Origin of the sequence: Aquiflexum gelatinilyticum (genome assembly GCF_024813435.1) — a bacterium.
Classification (GTDB): Bacteria; Bacteroidota; Bacteroidia; order Cytophagales; family Cyclobacteriaceae; genus Cognataquiflexum; species Cognataquiflexum gelatinilyticum.
This window is the reverse complement of the sequence record NZ_JANAEZ010000002.1, coordinates 281,406-298,489: the sequence shown is the minus strand read 5'-3', so window position 1 is coordinate 298,489 and position 17,084 is coordinate 281,406. Positions and strand designations below refer to the sequence as shown.

Here is a 17,084-nt window from a genome sequence, read left to right as displayed (position 1 = left end):
ATTATAAAAAAAAGTGAAGGATTATTCCTTCACTTCCTCATAATCGATATAATCACCGCCTTTGATTTCCTTTGACCTTTTTTGTTCGTATTCCTTTGGAATATGGTCCACATTTACATTTGCTCCTGGCGGTTTTCTCCTCCTATCATCCTCCCGCTTTAGGTCATTGGCATGGTCTACAAACTGCTTGAGTTTACTTTTTACAAAGAACTGTAGCAACTTGGAGAAGATCCAGGAAAGGGCAATCGCTATAAGAAGAAATTTGAAAATAAATCCCATTTTTTAGACTTTTAGATTTTAGAAGCGAGAATCGAGACAAATCCCGGTTCTCGCTTCTCGGTTCTTGGCTCTTTATCTACTTAGGTAAAGGTTTCTCTCAGAATAAATCTTCAAGAAATAATCATCCATCAAATCGTCAATAAAGTAAATCGCTTCACCCGTTGACTTCATTTCAGGACCCAATTCTTTGTTGACATTGGGGAATTTGTGGAAAGAGAAAATCGGTTCTTTGATAGCATAACCCTTTTTGACCGGATTGAATTCAAAGTCAGTCACTTTTTTCTCGCCCAACATCACCTTTACGGCATAATTGACATAAGGTTCCTGATATGCCTTACAGATAAAAGGAACTGTTCTTGAGGCCCTTGGATTGGCTTCGATGACATAGACTTTGTCGTTTTTGATCGCAAATTGGATATTGATCAAACCGACTGTGCGGAGTGCCAAGGCAATTTTTTTGGTATAGGTTTCAATCTGTCGCATGACAAAATCTCCAAGATTGTATGGAGGCAGTACCGAATAAGAATCTCCAGAGTGGATTCCTGCAGGCTCTATATGTTGCATGATACCAATGATATATACATTCTCCCCGTCACAAATGGCATCTGCTTCTGCTTCAATCGCATTTTCCAAGAAATGGTCCAAAAGGATTTCATTATTTGGAATATCTCTAAGCACTTTTACAACATGCTCTTCGAGTTCTTTTTCATTGATGACAATCTTCATTCCCTGACCTCCCAATACATAGGAAGGTCTCACCAAAAGCGGGAACCCGATGGTCTTACACAATTCCAAGGCTTCGTCAGTATTGTGGATAGTTCCGAATTCAGGATAGTGAACCTCATTTTCCTTCAGCAAGGTGGAAAATCTTCCCCTGTCTTCTGCCAAATCCAATGCTTCGAAGCTTGTACCGATGATCTTGATTCCGTATTTATCCAACTTCTCTGCAAGCTTCAAAGCAGTCTGCCCACCCAACTGTACGATCACACCCAAGGGCTTTTCGTGCAGGATGATTTCATAGATATGTTCCCAAAAGACCGGCTCAAAATACAGCTTGTCAGAGATATCAAAATCCGTGGAAACAGTTTCGGGGTTACAGTTGATCATGATGGTTTCGTAGCCGCATTCCTTGGCTGCCAACACACCATGGACACAGGAGTAATCAAACTCAATCCCCTGTCCTACCCTATTGGGGCCTGAACCTAAAACAACCACTTTCTTTTTGTTGGAAACCGGAGATTCATTTTCCTCCCCGAAGGTAGAATAGTAGTAAGGTGTCTGTGCATCAAATTCAGCGGCGCAGGTATCTACTAGTTTGTAAACCCGCTTGATGCCCATTTCATCGTAGCGTTTGGTAAAGACTTCACTTTCCAAACAACCCAATAGATGAGCCAATTGACGGTCAGCATAACCTTTTTTCTTAGCTGTATCCATCAATTCCCTTGGGATGGTATTGATATTGAATTTCTCTATCTGGTCTTCGATATGGATCAATTCCTCAATCTGCCTTAAGAACCACTTGTCTATTTTGGTCAGGTCATGGATGGTTCTGAATGAAATGCCCAATTTGAAGGCATCGTAAATATGGAAAAGCCTGTCCCAACTTGGGTTGGCAAGGCTATATAAAATCTTCTGTTGGTCACGGAGTTCTTTACCATCTGCTCCCAAGCCGTTTCTCTTGATTTCGAGTGATTGACAGGCTTTTTGCAAAGCCTCCTGAAAATTGCGCCCTATGCCCATCACTTCTCCGACGGCTTTCATAGACAGTCCCAATCTCCTGTCCGAACCTTTGAATTTGTCAAAGTTCCATCTTGGGATTTTGACAATCACATAGTCAATCGCAGGCTCAAAAAACGCAGAGGTATTTCCAGTAATGGAATTGGTCAGCTCATCGAGGTTATACCCAACTGCTAATTTTGCTGCTACTTTGGCAATTGGATATCCGGTGGCTTTGGAGGCTAATGCAGACGATCGGGAAACCCTTGGGTTGATTTCGATCCCGATGATCTGGGTATTGTCAGGACTGACAGAGAACTGTACATTACAGCCTCCGGCAAAATTCCCGATGCTGTTCATCATCGTGATGGCGTAATTCCTCATCCTTTGGTAAACCGTATCCGGCAAAGTCATAGCAGGCGCCACAGTGATGGAATCACCGGTATGTACGCCCATGGGATCGAAGTTTTCGATGGAACAGATGACAATCATGTTGCCGATATTGTCCCTCATGACTTCAAGTTCATACTCCTTCCAGCCCATGATACTTTGCTCGATGAGCACCTCATGAACAGGTGAAGCCTGAAGTCCGGCGACAAGGGCTTTTTCAAAATCTTCTTCTTTTTCAACAAATGCACCGCCAGCACCTCCGAGTGTATAAGAAGCCCTGATAATCAAAGGAAATCCAATCTCCTGTGCGATTTCTTTTCCCTGAAGAAAAGAAGTAGCGGTATCTCCTTTGCAGACACCTACACCGATTTTTTCCATCAGTGCTTTGAATTTTTCTCTGTTCTCGGCTGTATCGATCGCATCGATATCCACGCCGATCATCCTGACACCGTATTTTTTCCAAATGCCTGACTTGTCGCAATCAATGGCAAGGTTCAACGCTGTCTGTCCACCCATAGTCGGCAAAACAGAATCAATATCCGGATGCTCTTGCAGGATTTTGATGATGGATTTTTTGTCGAGAGGCAACAAATACACATTGTCGGCAGTCACCGGATCCGTCATGATCGTCGCAGGATTGGAATTGATCAAAGTGACTTTGATGCCTTCCTCCCTGAGTGACCTTGAAGCCTGCGAACCGGCATAATCAAATTCGCAAGCCTGACCGATGACAATGGGGCCTGAACCGATGATGAGTGTGTGCTTGATGCTTGTTTCCTTAGGCATTCCAAAAGAGGTTTTAAGAGGTTTAATTACTTACGGCTAAATTGGTCCAAAATTAGGGAAATAATTTAAAGTAGCCCGACCATATCCAAAAAAAGGGCAGAAAGATTATGTGAATGGAGACGATTTGTAAATCGGAATATTTGGAACTATCTTTTGTTGGAGGAGAGGATTTCCCTATTGATTGGGATAGGCGATTTAATTCCAATTGCATCCCGATGGCTATCGCATAATATTTCAGCCCACTTCCGGGCTGTTGGTCAAAGAGCCAAAACCTGAAAAACTTCACTCCTTCCACTTAAACGACTTATCATCAATGGCCCGCATGGTACAGAGTACGCCGTTTAGGTGATCGTATTCATGTTGGATAAGTTCTGAGATGGCACCTTCTACGGTCCAAGATTGCTTTTCCCAATTTTCATCCAAGTATTCCAAGGTCAAGGATTGGTGTCTTTTGACTTTGACGAGCAGATTGGGAAAACTCATGCAGTCATCCCAAAGCTCAAACATGTCCTTGCTTGGATAGGTGATTTCGGGATTGATGATGATGTAGGGTTTGTCAAGATTGAGGTAAAAAAGCCGTTTCATAATTCCCAATTGCGGTGCAGCAATCCCTCTCCCAAACCCATATTTCCTCCGGATATCTTGCATGGCTTCGTGCAGGTCTTTCACCCAATTTTCTACCAAAGGAAGTTCGTCATGGGTCAGTGGCGCACAATTTTCATAGAGGCGGGGATCACCGAGTTTGAGGATATTATCAACTGTTATCATGGATTCGAAGATAATTGGATTTTCAATCTTTTATCCTTGAATGAACCTTAAAAATGGATATTCATGGATATTGGATATTGATTGATATTTCCCAGCAGGTGATGTAAATGAGGATATGGTGAATAGAAAAAAAATATGAGTATCCGCAATATTGCACGTTCGGTTTTAAGAGGCTTTATCGAATACGGATACTCGTCCACGGACAACAGTCCACTGTCCATAGTACCACCAAATCGTTCTCCAACGACTATTTGTTTGGCGACTTGCATACATACGGATACACATAAAAAAAATACTTTAAATAGATTCCAAAAAAACCTGTCAGAATTGAATGCTGACAGGTTAAGATGCCCTCCATTTAAAATTGAAGGTTTTTTATTTTTTAAAAACCTTCGAGGTCAAAAAAAGACCTCAAAGGTTTAGGTTCTATATATGCAAAGCCCTGTTGTCCGTTGCGGCCAGGCAGGCTTCTTTGAAAGCTTCTGTATAAGTGGGGTGCGCATGGGACATTCTTGCAATGTCCTCAGCCGATGCCCGGAATTCCATCGCAACGACCGCCTCGGCTATCATGTCGGCAGTCCTTGGTCCGATCATGTGTACACCAAGGATCTCATCTGTATTGGCATCAGCCAAAACTTTGACTACGCCATCCGTATCCATGGAAGCCCGTGCACGGCCTGAGGCCATAAAAGGGAATTTCCCGGTTTTGTATTTGACTCCCTGTTCTTTGAGTTGCTCCTCGGTATATCCTACGGAAGCCACTTCCGGCCAAGTGTAAACTACCCCAGGAATCAAAAGGTAATTGATATGTGGCTTTTGTCCGGCGATAGTTTCTGCTACAAAGACGCCTTCCTCCTCTGCCTTGTGTGCCAACATCGCGCCTTTGACCACGTCTCCGATGGCGTAGATATTTGGCACATTTGTTCTCAGATGTGCATCCACCTCGACCAATCCCCTTTCGGTGATCTTCACTCCTGCCGCCTCGGCATTCAGTCCTTCAGTATAGGCTTTTCTTCCAATGGAAACCAAGACATAATCTCCTACGATTTCGATGGTTTCTCCTTTGCTGTTTTCTGCTTTGACGATTACTTCTTTACCGGTGTTTTCTACAGCAGTTACCTTGTGCTTCAGATAAAAGTCAAAATTCAATTTTTTCAGTGACTTCTGAAGTTCCTTGCCCATAGTACGGTCCATGGAAGGAATGATGGCATCGAGGTATTCTACCACCGATACTTTTGCTCCGAGTCTGCCATAGACAGAACCCAATTCCATACCAATCACTCCGCCGCCAATGACGATCATGTGCTTGGGAATTTCTTTAAGCTTCAAAGCTTCGGTAGAGGTGATGACCCTGTCCTTGTCGATTTTGATAAATGGCAAAGTAGCGGGCTTAGATCCGGTGGCTATGATGATGTTTTTTCCTTTGATCTCTTCAGATGAACCATCGTCTTTCGTCACCTTGACGGTTGTGGCATCTACAAATGAACCCAAACCGTGGTGTACATCAATTTTGTTTTTATTCATCAAAAACTGGATGCCATCCACATTTTGCTTGACCACCTCGGCTTTGCGGGCAATCATCTGTTCCAGGTTAACCCCCAAGTTGTCAAGGTTGATGCCGTGGGTTTTAAAAGTATGGGCGGCATTGTGGTAATGCTCGGAAGAGTCCAAAAGTGCTTTGGAAGGAATACAGCCTACATTGAGGCATGTTCCTCCGAGCGTGGGGTATTTCTCAATGATGGTGGTTTTCATACCCAATTGTGCTGCCCTGATAGCTGCTACATATCCTCCCGGGCCTGAACCGATTACTATGACGTCGTACATTTTTAAAATAGATTTTAGATGTGAGACACAAGATGTGAGACTTGTTTACACCAAATTTTATATATTCTGTAGTAAAAAGACGAAAGTAAAGAAGGAATTAACGGTTAAACCAATTACCTTTTACTTCCTACTTCCTACTTCCAACTTTATCAAACTCCAAAAAGCAGTCTTGTCGGATCTTCGAGCAATTGTTTGACACGCACCAAGAAACTGACTGACTCTCTACCATCGATGATTCTGTGATCATAAGAAAGGGCAAGATACATCATTGGCAAGATTTTGACTTCACCGTTTACAGCCATTGGTCTTTCCACGATATTGTGCATTCCAAGGATTGCAGACTGAGGTGCATTGATGATCGGGGTAGACATCATGGAACCAAAAACACCGCCATTAGTGATGGTAAAAGTACCTCCGGTCATCTCTTCTATCGACAATTTGTTGTCTCTAGCCTTGCCTGCCAATCTTACTACTTCTTTTTCAATCTGATCAAAGCTCATAGCTTCAGCATTTCTTATCACCGGTACCACCAATCCTTTTGGAGCAGAAACTGCGATGGAGATGTCGCAGAAATCATTGTAGATGATTTCGTTGCCATCGATCATGGCATTGACAGCTGGCCATTCCTGAAGTGCCACACAAACAGCTTTGGTAAAGAAAGACATAAAGCCAAGGTTGACACCATGCTTTTCTTTGAACTGGTCTTTGTATTTCTTACGGATATCCATGATGGGTCCCATGTTGACTTCGTTAAAAGTGGTCAACATTGCAGTTTCATTCTTCACTGCTACCAATCTTCTGGATACAGTTCTTCTCAAAGAAGTCATTTTTTCTCTCCTGCTTTCCCTGAATCCTGCAACTTTTGGAGCTGAAGGTGCTTCTACTTTCGGAGCTGAAGGTTTTGCCTCAGCAGCTTTTGGAGCTTCTTTTGGTTTGCCTTCAGCGCTGATGGCATCCTCCTTGGTGATGCGTCCATCCTTGCCTGTTCCTTTGACATCATCGGAACTGATTCCTTTTTCGGCGATTATCTTGGCGGCAGCTGGAGAAGCATGGCCGGTAGCATAGGTTTCGTTACCTGAAGGAGTTGCTTTAGCCTGTTCTGCTTCTGCCGGGGCAGAGGCAGCTGATGCCGGAGCGCCGCCTTCGACAACTTCTATCTTGCAGATCAAGCCGCCAATTTCCAAAATGTCTCCTTCTTTGGCAACGTGCCGAAGAATTCCATTGGCTTCAGCAGGCAATTCAAAAGTAGCCTTATCGGAATCAACTTCAGCGATGATTTCATCCAAAGTCACATAATCACCGTCTGCTTTTAACCAAGAAGCCAAAGTCACTTCAGTGATTGATTCTCCTACTGTAGGTACAATCATGTCTTTGATTTCACCTGTTTTGCCTCCTTGGCTTGATTTTGCTGTTTCCATAACTGCTGTTTTTTCTTCTTTGCTTTCTGAATTTGATTCTGTATCAATCACACAAATAACTGCCCCGATTTCTAAAGTGTCCCCTTCTTGGGCTTTGATTTTCAATGTACCTGCAGCTTCCGCTGTCAGCTCAAAAGTGGCTTTGTCAGATTCCAACTCACAGATCACCTCGTCCATTTGGACTTGGTCACCGTCTTTTTTAAACCACTGACCAATGGTAACTTCGGTTATTGACTCCCCTACGGTAGGGACTTTCATTTCTAGGTTCATTGTTTTGTTTTTTTATGCCAAGAATGGCCAAAGTTTTCTTAATACCACTCAGGTTATGAAAGTTTCAAAGCCTTCCTGACAATCTTGCCCTGTTCTTCGACATGGACTTTATTGTAACCTGTGGCAGGTGAGGCAGATGGTTTTCTGGAAATAATGTCCATTGGAAGTTCCTTGTACATCATTCTCAACATGTAGTTCCAATACCCCATATTTTCAGGTTCTTCCTGCACCCATAAGATTTCTGCATCTTTATATGCCTTAAGGGCATCCAATATCTGTTTTTTCGGAAAAGGATGTAATTGCTCAATTCTGATAATTGCCACATCAGTCACTTTTTCTTTTTCTCTTACCTCATCCAGGTCATAAAAAATCTTTCCTGAACACAGTAGGACTCTTTTTACATCATTGGCCTTAACAGACTGATCCAATAAAATCTCTCTAAATTCACCTTTTGTAAACTCTTCCAAAGGAGAAACCACTTTTGGATGTCTCAATAAGGATTTGGGAGACATGACCACACATGGTTTTCTGAAATCCCAAGCTTGCTGCCTTCTCAAAAGGTGGAAAAAGTTAGATGGCTCTGTGATATTGGCCACCACCATATTGTATTCTGCTGATAGTTGAAGGAATCTTTCGGGTCGGGCGTTGGAATGCTCAGGTCCCTGACCTTCATAACCGTGAGGCAATAGCATGACAATACCGTTCATCTTACCCCATTTTGATTCTCCTGAAGAAATAAACTGGTCTATCATTGTCTGCGCACCGTTGGCAAAATCCCCGAATTGAGCTTCCCATATTGTAAGAGAATGTGGACTAGCCATTCCGTATCCATATTCAAACCCGAGTACTGCATATTCTGACAGCAGGGAGTTATAAATATGAAACTGACCTTTGCTGTCTTTCAGTTCTTTTAGGAAATTGTAGGGCTTATTGGTATTTGCATCGTGGACCACAGCATGTCGGTGGGAGAATGTTCCTCTCTGACAATCCTGACCGGTGATTCTTACTGTTTTGCCTTCGAGAAGAAGAGAACCATATGCTAACAATTCGGCCGCTGCCCAGTTGAGGGATTTGGCAGTAAAGAACATGTCCTTCCTTTGTTTGAGCTGCACTTCAATTTGTTTGATAGGCTTGAATCCTTTTGGAATTGTAGTCAAAGCCTCTGCTACTTTCTCTATTTTATCAATAGAAATACCAGTTTCAGGAGATTGGTCAAAATCCTCAGGAGTGGATCTTCTCAATGACTGCCATTCCCTTTCGAATTTGGTGAATTGGTAAGGCAAAGGTTTTTCTTTGACCAGATTCAGTCTGTCCTGAAGCAATTGCCTGAATTCTTCATCCATGACCTTGGCTATCTCTGCATCGATATCTCCTCTTTCAGTCAATCTCTTGACATAGATTTCTCTTGGGTTGGGATGTTTGGAAATAATATTATAAAGTTCAGGTTGGGTAAATTTAGGCTCATCTGACTCATTATGACCATGCCTTCTATAGCATACCATATCGACAAAAATGTCTTTCTTGAATTTCTGTCTGAACTCAGCTGCGATATTAGCGGCAAATACCACCGCTTCGGCATTGTCCCCATTTACGTGGATAACCGGAGCATCGATGATTTTGGCTACATCTGTACAATAAATAGAAGTTCTAGCATCATCAAAATCTGTGGTAAACCCAACTTGGTTATTGATGACAAAATGAATGGTACCTCCAGTATTATATCCTTTCAATCCTGCCATCTGAGTCACTTCATAAACTATCCCTTGTCCGGCAACTGCGGCATCGCCATGGATGAGAATCGGAAGCGCCTTATTTGAATCGTTTTTATGCTGGGAATCAATCTTAGCCCTCATAAACCCAACAACGACCGGGTTCACTGCTTCAAGGTGTGAAGGGTTGGGAGCAAGCTTGAGGTTCACTTTCTTATCCCCTGTGGTAATGATGTCGGAAGAATAGCCCATATGGTATTTCACATCACCATCTCCCATAGTTAGATCCGGCTTGGCAGTACCTTCAAATTCAGAAAAAATCTGCTCGTAAGTTTTACCCATGATATTGGAGAGCACATTGAGCCTGCCTCTGTGCGCCATGCCTATCATTACTTCTTCAACTCCAAATTCTGCAGCTGTATTGATGACTGCATCCAAAAATGGGATGGTGCTTTCGCCTCCTTCCAAAGAAAATCTTTTTTGACCAAGGTATTTGGTGTGAAGAAAATTCTCGAAAACTACAGCTTGGTTCAATTTGAAAAGGATTCTTTTTTTAGCATCCACACTAGGATTAAAAGACAAAGCTTCTTTTTCGAATTTGGTTTTCAACCAATCCAACATTTCAGGATCTCTGATATAAGTATATTCGAAACCGATAGCCCCTTCATAGATGATTTTTAAGGATTCAATCAGTTTTGAAAGCTTCACTGTACCGATACCGATTTCTTTCCCGGCCTGAAATTCTGTATGGAGGTCATTTTGGTCCAAACCAAAATCTTCAATATCCAACAAAGCTTTTCTGTCCCTTCTTTCCCTTACCGGATTGGTTTTGGATCTTAGGTGGGCACGGGATCTATATGCATGTATCAGAGCCCGGACTTTGATTTCCTTGGGCAATTGCTCCATATCCATAATCGTACCTGGGGTAAGCAATGAACCATTTACTGCTTCTTTTGCTAACTCAGCACTTTTTGATTGTGGTAATGAATCATGGTCTTCGCCATATTTAGCAATGGCAAAATCAAAGCCATCAAAAAATACCTTCCAACTCGGGTCTATTGAATCAGGGTTATTTTTATAATCAGAATAGAGCTCATCGATATAAGCTACATGTGCATTTGAGATGTAGGAGAATTTATCCATTGGTTTTATTGTCAACAAGACAAATGTAAACCCAAAAAAAGACATTTAAAAACCGTTAAAACGGTTATACAAATTAAAAAAACAAAACAAGAATGTGACACAAATCGCGATTGACAAAAAAAAAGCAGCACCCTAAGGTGCTACTTTTTTCAATTAATTTTTATCAATGGATATTATCTCAATCCGGGAGGCCATGGCTTACCAGCATTGGATTTCAATACAACTCTACCTGTTTCAGCAGAAGTGTTTACCCATGTGAATACCAATTCAGCAGGTGAAACACTGATGAAGTTAAAGGTGTAAGTATCTCCATACTTATCAGAACCTGAGAAAGACAAAGAACCACAGGCATCATTCAACCTGACGTTGCCACCAAAGGTATCACCATAACAATCCCAGAATCCAAAAGTTGCATCAGAAACACCATAGGAAGTAGTACCTGCAATAGCAGTAAATGTTACAGTTCCTGTGATAGTACCGGGGCAAGATCCAAATGGAGAACTCATTTCAGAAGAAGTGAATTCATAAGTTCCTGCCAAAGCAGTAGGACAAACAACAGAAACGTTGTATAAGAAAGGGGATGCATAGAAAGCACCACCTTTGATATCCGCACTTGCATTGACATCATTGAATACACGTCCAGACTTGTCAGTCATTTTAAGACGGAATTCAAACACATCACCACCATTTATCTGCGATTGGGTCAATCCCAAAGCTGACAATGTTTCTGCAGAAGTAACAACAATACCGGCTCTCAAAAATTTGCTCTCGGTAGTGGAAGCAAAGTCTGAAGCAGAAAGCGTTTTGACAAGTACATCATTTACAGTAGTACCTGTTCCAACAGGAATATATTCCAAACCTACTCCAGGGATCAGTCTTCTACGTCTAACCCTTACTTCTACAGATTCGACAGTAGCACCATTTTCAGCATCAACAGCTTCAACGGTAATGTCAAACTTGGAGTTACCCAAATCAAAGAAGTTAAAGGTATCACTTGTACGGGCCACAGTCCTAAGATAAGCACCTGTATCAAATGTAGAATAAGGAATCCTTGGGTCAACGAAGTCAGTACATGAGGTTATGAAAACCAACATGGTAACTAACATTCCTAAACTATATTTTATCAATTTCATATTTTAGCAATTTTAGAGGTTAGTTAATCCAGCCGTTACCTTCAGGATTTGTATCCCAGAACACTCTTTGACCAAGATTGGCTTTCTGTGCCGGAGCATTTTTGTTTGTTACAGTAAATACTGTAGGATACAAGAAAGATCTTGGGAATAACCCTGGGTCAACAGCAAGACCAGGTTGCATGCCATCAGGCTGGCCTGTTCTTCTGTAAAGGTTATAAGATTCTACCCCATTACCGAAAAGAGACAGCCAATATTCCCTTGCAATCAAGGTCATTTTTCTGTTGGCAGGAGCCGCATCCCATTCAGTGTTGACAGCAGCAACATAAGAATCAACGAGTGATGTCCAAGTAGCGTTAGGTTGGAACGCAGTCACAACACCACCCTGAGAAGAAGCGAGTGCAAATGCCCTTACAAAGTTCATGTGCTTACGAATACCACTTTCAACCCTTGCTTTCGCATCACCTGGTACACCAAGAGTTTGGATAGCTTCTGCTACCATAAAGTCAACATAAGCAGACAACATAATCGGCTGCAGACCTGCACCACCTGCACCTAAAGTTGGTGAATTGACAGGAGAAGCAGAGTTCTCATCAAATCTACCACCTGCAGGATACAAGCCATACATGGTTCTTCTAAAACCATCCGGTGGAATACCCTCATTGTTCAAGTGGTCTCTTCCCCAATAACCTCTTCCTGTAGGACTGAAATCAGGTAAGCAGAAAGGGAAATTGTTTGCCAAATAGTGGCCTGGAGCAATTTCACCCAAGCATCTCAATTCATCAGGATCAGTTGGATTTGTCAAAGTCTGACGATACAAGTAATACCTTACTCTTGGGTCATCAAAACCTTTGGCTTCAGTCAAGTGGTACATGTACCAAGTACTTTGATAGTCACCACCGCCACCACCGTACTGACCGAATTTTGGCGCTCTTGAATCAGGGTTAGTTTGACTTGTGCCATATCTGAAAACGAAATCATCACCATCCTTCAACAAGTTATCCTCTGCAACCAATGCTGCAATTCTTGCTGCTGAACCACTGTTGACCAATTTGGTATTGAGGTAATACTTCAATTCTAAAGTATTTACCAAACGCTGCCATCTTGTAACGTTGTTGTTGTAATACAAATCAGTTGGAAGCGCTGCTGTAGCAATTGCAAAAGCTGCTCTTGCTGCTACCAATTCATCCAAAGCCACTTTGTACACATCTTCAGCACTGTCAACAGTTGGAGCGAAATCAGATGGATTGAGTGCCTTTGAATAAGGAACGTCTCCAAGGTGATCCACCAAATGCATCAAAACCATAGCCTTGATCACTTTTGCAATTGCAACGTGTCTTGGAATAGGTCTTTCCTCAGTATTAAGCTCATTTTCAATAAATTGAATATCACTCAAAATAGTTGCATAAGAAGTACTCCAAACACCATTCAACGCGGTAGCATTGTAGGCATTTTGGTAGTTTACGTTTGGCTGGGCCAAAATTCTAGTTAGTTGTGCACCGGTATTACTGATTCCTTCAAACATACCTGCATAAGATAACTGCACTTGATTGAGAACCCAACTTGGATCCGCAGTAGCGGCCGTTACCTCGTTTGGTGAATCCAATAAATCAAGATCACATGATGAAGCAAATACCATTGTAAATGCAACAATCAGACTATATATTTTTCTTTTCATTGTCGTAAAATTTAGTGGTTTAGAATGCCAATGTTAAAGTACCACCGAATCTTCTTGAACTTGGACCCGTTACAAAGTCAAAGCCCAAACCGTTACCAACACCTACACCCAAAACGTCCACATCGTAATTCATGTTTGGAGGGAAGTTAAGTGCTCTAAACCAAAGGTTAGTACCGCTAAGTGCGATAGAGGCACGCTTGAAAGGAGTCTTGGAAAGAAGTGAAGATGGAAGGTCATATCCGAATGACAATTCTCTCAATTTCACAGCTGAACCATCAAATACGTTTGATTCATCAGCACCTACGTGGTATCCATCAAAGAAATAGTTAGAAGCAGTGATCTGAATATCGTTTGGAGTACCGTCTCTCTTCACACCCGGAAGGATGAAACTCATCTCTCTGTCCACCACTGGATCTTTGGTCACACCTCTAGCAAGTGTAGCAGTAACTGTGTTAGAGAAGATGATACCACCTCTTCTGTATTCCAACATGAAGTTCATGAAGAAACCTTTGTATCTCAAGGTGTTGATCCATGATCCAGTCCATTTAGGGTTTGGATCACCCAAGATTCCGATTTCAGTATCTTCAAGGTAAGTACCTACGTTATCAACAATAGGCTGACCTGTCTGCTCATCACGGGCAAAAACAGTTCCTTTGATGATACCGAAAGGCTGTCCCGGGATTGCAAAGTTACCCAAGTTGGTAAAACCTGCATAAACAACTTCTTCAAGACCTTCACCCAACTCCATGGTAACCGTTCTGTAAGCAGTCCAGTTTACGATAGTCTCCCAGCTAAATCCACTTGCAGTAGTCACTGGAGTGGCAGTACCTTGGAATTCTATACCTCTGTTTCTGATTTTACCGATGTTGATGGTTGTGTTGGTAAAACCTGTTGAAGGATCAATAGGTGAAGAAGTGATCAAATTGTTGGTGTTCTTCTGGTACAAAGAGATGTCAAATCTCACTTTGTTATTGAACATGGCTGTTTCGATACCAAATTCCAATTCCTCATGCAATTCAGGCTTCAAGTTTGGATTACCTAAAGTGTTGCTCAAAGATTGTGTTTGGAATAAAGTTCCACCAGAATTTTGGAAGGCTCTTGAAGACTGACCCAAAATATTTCTTGTCTGATATGGTCTTGGGAAACCTGCTGAGGTTCCATAACCCAATCTCAATTTCAAGTCATTCACAGTGGATGAATTCCAATTGAAAGCATCAGAAGGAATAAATGAAACTGAAGCTCCTGGATAAAGGATTCTTCTGTTTTCAGGCTCTACTGTTGAGGTCCAGTCATTTCTAGCTGAAACATTCAAGAACAAATAGTTGCTGTAATCAAAAGTAAAGTTGGCATAAACACCCATCCTTCTTTCTTCTACCAAATAATCCATACGGCCTGCGCCAAGTGGGTCAATGTTTGCAGAAGTCAGGAAGTTAGTGTGTCTGAAAAGGTCAAAAGCCAATTGGCCTGTTGAAGAGATACCGTTCTGCTGGTAGTTGTCATATCTTGAGTTACCACCCAAAAGTGCACTTACTCCCACTTTTTCAGAAATTGTTTTTCTCCAGTTCAAAATCAAATCCTGGTTCCAAATGGTATTTTGGATATTGATAGTTCTGTAATAACCTTGTCTTGCTTCCAAAGCTACACCTGCACCTCCACCTTTGTTATATTTAGCTTCCTGTACTTCAGTATAAGTATCCAAACCTAAGCGGTAAGTTACTGAGAAGTTGTCGTTGAAGTCATAGTTCAAAGAAGTAGAGTTGAAGAAACGGTTTACTTCAGATGTATTCTTGTAATTCTTCACTACCCAAAGTGGGTTAGGGATATCATTACCTGCTCTATAATAAACAGAGCTTCTATCCACAGGGTTTTCGAAAGGCAAGCCTCCCAAGTCATGGGATCTTGGAGAAAACAAAATGTGGGCATACGCAGAAGGGATACCACCATTAGGACCTGAACCAAACGCCGCGTTTACAGGAGGAGAATCTACACCTGTTCTAGCAAAAGTAAAGGAAGAGTTGATGGTGAATTTCTCGCTGATAGCAGAGTTGATACCCAAACCAAAGTTGTACTTGGTCAACTTGTTACCAGGAAGGAAACCTTCGTCTGAAGTGTAACCAAAAGATGCACTGTAACCTGTGCTTTCAGAACCGCCTTGGATCTGTACGGAAGTATTACTTACCAATCCAGTTTGGAAGAAAGTTTTGCTAGGATCATCATACGCCTTGTAATCATACTTAATAGGCGTAGTTGTAGGATTTCCATTGGCATCTTTCTCAAAAAACTCAGGGAAAGCACTTCTAATACTTGATAATGAAGAGTTGGCTACAGGGTGATTGATCTGCAAACCAATGTCCAATCTAGGACCGAAGTTAGAGAAGAACAAACCTGGCTGCTGCTGGAAACCATTACCATATACCTGACCAAAAGTAGGAAGTGAAGCAGCGTTGTTTGAGAACAAAGACTGGTTAACAGTTACTTCAGCTTGCTTTCTTTTTCTGGAACCTGATTTGGTGGTTACCAAAATAACACCGTTTCTACCTTGGTCACCATACAATACTGTAGCAGAAAGACCTTTCAACACGGAGATGTTTTCAATGTTGTTTGGATCGATATCCAAGAAACGGCTTGAAGTAGTAGCACCACCTGAACCAAATCCTGATTGAGCGTTAGTATTTGTGTTGAATGGAACACCATCTACAACAAACAAAGGCTGGTTAGAACCTGTGGCTGAAGAATAACCCCTGATGATGATGTTTGTACCAGCACCTGAGTTACCGTTAGTAGCAGTGATATTCACACCTGCCACTTTACCTTGAAGAACCCTTGCAACGTCAGCTTCCGGTCTGTTTTGGATTTGCTCATCCCCTACAGTGGTTACCGCGTAGCCCAAGGCTTTCTTTTCTTTCTCAATACCGATTGCCGTAACTACCACTTCGGATAGTTGGGACGCATCAGTAGTGAGCGTTACGTTGATAACGGATCTGTTACCGATCGCTTCTTCAAGGGTTTTCAAACCCACAAAAGAGTAAATCAATACATTAGATCCTTCCGGTACATTAATAGAGTAATTACCATCCAAATCGGTGGTAGTACCTACTGTTGTACCCTTCACGAGGACGGTAGCGCCTGGGAGGCCCTGACCATCTTCATCGGAAATTACCTTTCCGGTAATTACCCGTTGTTGCGCCGACACCTCGATACTGAGTGTCATGGTGAAAAGCGCAATAACAAAGAGTAAAGCTTTTCTCATAAGGTATTTTAGTTTAGTTGATGTGTAAAGAAAATTTATTTCCTCCACATTTCAAAATGAGTCAAATCCATAAATTTATATTTGTTTTGTATATCTTTTTATTGTTTATTTAATATTTTAACATATTTTAAGTCCATATCATCAATGTTAATTATTGTTAAAGTTAAATTAATGAATTTAAAATGATCCCTTAGGGTAAATACTTACAAAAGCAGTCAAAAAAGTGGAAAATTTGGAAATCAAATTTATTTCGAACGATCAGTTTTATTAAAATAGATTCAAGGATCAATACGCAAAATTTTATTCTGAATAAGTTTGAAAAAATTATTTTGCTTTTTTTAAAAAAAAATTACTTTAAATACATATTTGTTATTGTATAAGGCTAAATTTTAACTAATTGATAATTTTTTAGGGATATTTCTTATTTTCCATAAAATCAGAACCAATAGAATAAAAAAGAATCATTCTTTGATTTACATATTGCAAAAAATTTTTTATCCCCTGATGAATTATGGCGTTTTCCATCATGTTTTTTAGAATAATCCACAGAAAAATGTATTTCGGGGTAATATTTTTACCTCAGATTAATTTTTTTTAAAATTCAGGAAAATGAAGGTTCAATTTTGAATCTAGAATCAGAAGATAAGTCAAAAAATAACCCACAAAACGACAAAATAAAATTTGGAAATACATTCATCGAAAAATGAACCTGTTTGTACACTT

9 protein-coding genes are annotated in these 17,084 nt (G+C 41.3%); all 9 read right to left on the bottom strand.

The window, feature by feature from the left end:
* Positions 1-21: 21 nt before the first annotated feature.
* The 9 genes from NK987_RS05840 to NK987_RS05800 all read right to left on the bottom strand — a co-directional run bounded on the left by NK987_RS05840 (position 22) and on the right by NK987_RS05800 (position 16,361).
* The gene (locus tag NK987_RS05840; RefSeq protein ID WP_241140030.1) at positions 22-279 is read right to left on the bottom strand and encodes a DUF4834 family protein; all 258 of its coding nucleotides are present in this window, start codon (positions 277-279) and stop codon (positions 22-24) included.
* A 72-nt stretch (positions 280-351) separates the two neighbouring features.
* Positions 352-3,171, bottom strand: a complete 2,820-nt coding sequence (carB, locus tag NK987_RS05835) for a carbamoyl-phosphate synthase large subunit (protein WP_259263107.1) — start codon at positions 3,169-3,171, stop codon at positions 352-354.
* Positions 3,172-3,453: 282 nt separating this feature from the next.
* On the bottom strand, positions 3,454-3,939 hold the full coding sequence (locus NK987_RS05830; protein WP_259263106.1) for a peptide deformylase: 486 nt from the start codon (positions 3,937-3,939) through the stop codon (positions 3,454-3,456).
* A gap of 426 nt (positions 3,940-4,365) precedes the next feature.
* On the bottom strand, positions 4,366-5,763 hold the full coding sequence (gene lpdA, locus NK987_RS05825; protein ID WP_259263105.1) for a dihydrolipoyl dehydrogenase: 1,398 nt from the start codon (positions 5,761-5,763) through the stop codon (positions 4,366-4,368).
* 149 nt (positions 5,764-5,912) lie between these two features.
* Complete coding sequence (gene odhB, locus NK987_RS05820) at positions 5,913-7,451, bottom strand: 2-oxoglutarate dehydrogenase complex dihydrolipoyllysine-residue succinyltransferase (RefSeq protein ID WP_259263104.1); 1,539 nt, start codon at positions 7,449-7,451, stop codon at positions 5,913-5,915.
* A 53-nt stretch (positions 7,452-7,504) separates the two neighbouring features.
* Positions 7,505-10,303 (bottom strand): 2-oxoglutarate dehydrogenase E1 component, encoded by a 2,799-nt coding sequence (locus NK987_RS05815; RefSeq protein ID WP_259263103.1) that lies wholly within the window; start codon positions 10,301-10,303, stop codon positions 7,505-7,507.
* 173 nt (positions 10,304-10,476) lie between these two features.
* On the bottom strand, positions 10,477-11,436 hold the full coding sequence (locus tag NK987_RS05810) for a hypothetical protein (RefSeq protein WP_258423031.1): 960 nt from the start codon (positions 11,434-11,436) through the stop codon (positions 10,477-10,479).
* A 19-nt stretch (positions 11,437-11,455) separates the two neighbouring features.
* Complete coding sequence (locus NK987_RS05805; protein ID WP_258423032.1) at positions 11,456-13,111, bottom strand: SusD/RagB family nutrient-binding outer membrane lipoprotein; 1,656 nt, start codon at positions 13,109-13,111, stop codon at positions 11,456-11,458.
* 19 nt (positions 13,112-13,130) lie between these two features.
* Entirely contained in the window at positions 13,131-16,361 is a 3,231-nt protein-coding gene (locus tag NK987_RS05800) for a SusC/RagA family TonB-linked outer membrane protein (protein WP_258423033.1), read from the bottom strand.
* Between the last annotated feature and the right edge of the window lie 723 nt (positions 16,362-17,084).

Bases quoted from the DNA above. Each gene is read 5' to 3' on its own strand.
- NK987_RS05840 (WP_241140030.1), bottom strand. From the start codon at position 279: ATGGGATTTATTTTCAAATTTCTTCTTATAGCGATTGCCCTTTCCTGG.
- carB (WP_259263107.1), bottom strand. From the start codon at position 3,171: ATGCCTAAGGAAACAAGCATCAAGCACACACTCATCATCGGTTCAGGC.
- NK987_RS05830 (WP_259263106.1), bottom strand. From the start codon at position 3,939: ATGATAACAGTTGATAATATCCTCAAACTCGGTGATCCCCGCCTCTAT.
- lpdA (WP_259263105.1), bottom strand. From the start codon at position 5,763: ATGTACGACGTCATAGTAATCGGTTCAGGCCCGGGAGGATATGTAGCA.
- odhB (WP_259263104.1), bottom strand. From the start codon at position 7,451: ATGAACCTAGAAATGAAAGTCCCTACCGTAGGGGAGTCAATAACCGAA.
- NK987_RS05815 (WP_259263103.1), bottom strand. From the start codon at position 10,303: ATGGATAAATTCTCCTACATCTCAAATGCACATGTAGCTTATATCGAT.
- NK987_RS05810 (WP_258423031.1), bottom strand. From the start codon at position 11,436: ATGAAATTGATAAAATATAGTTTAGGAATGTTAGTTACCATGTTGGTT.
- NK987_RS05805 (WP_258423032.1), bottom strand. From the start codon at position 13,111: ATGAAAAGAAAAATATATAGTCTGATTGTTGCATTTACAATGGTATTT.
- NK987_RS05800 (WP_258423033.1), bottom strand. From the start codon at position 16,361: ATGAGAAAAGCTTTACTCTTTGTTATTGCGCTTTTCACCATGACACTC.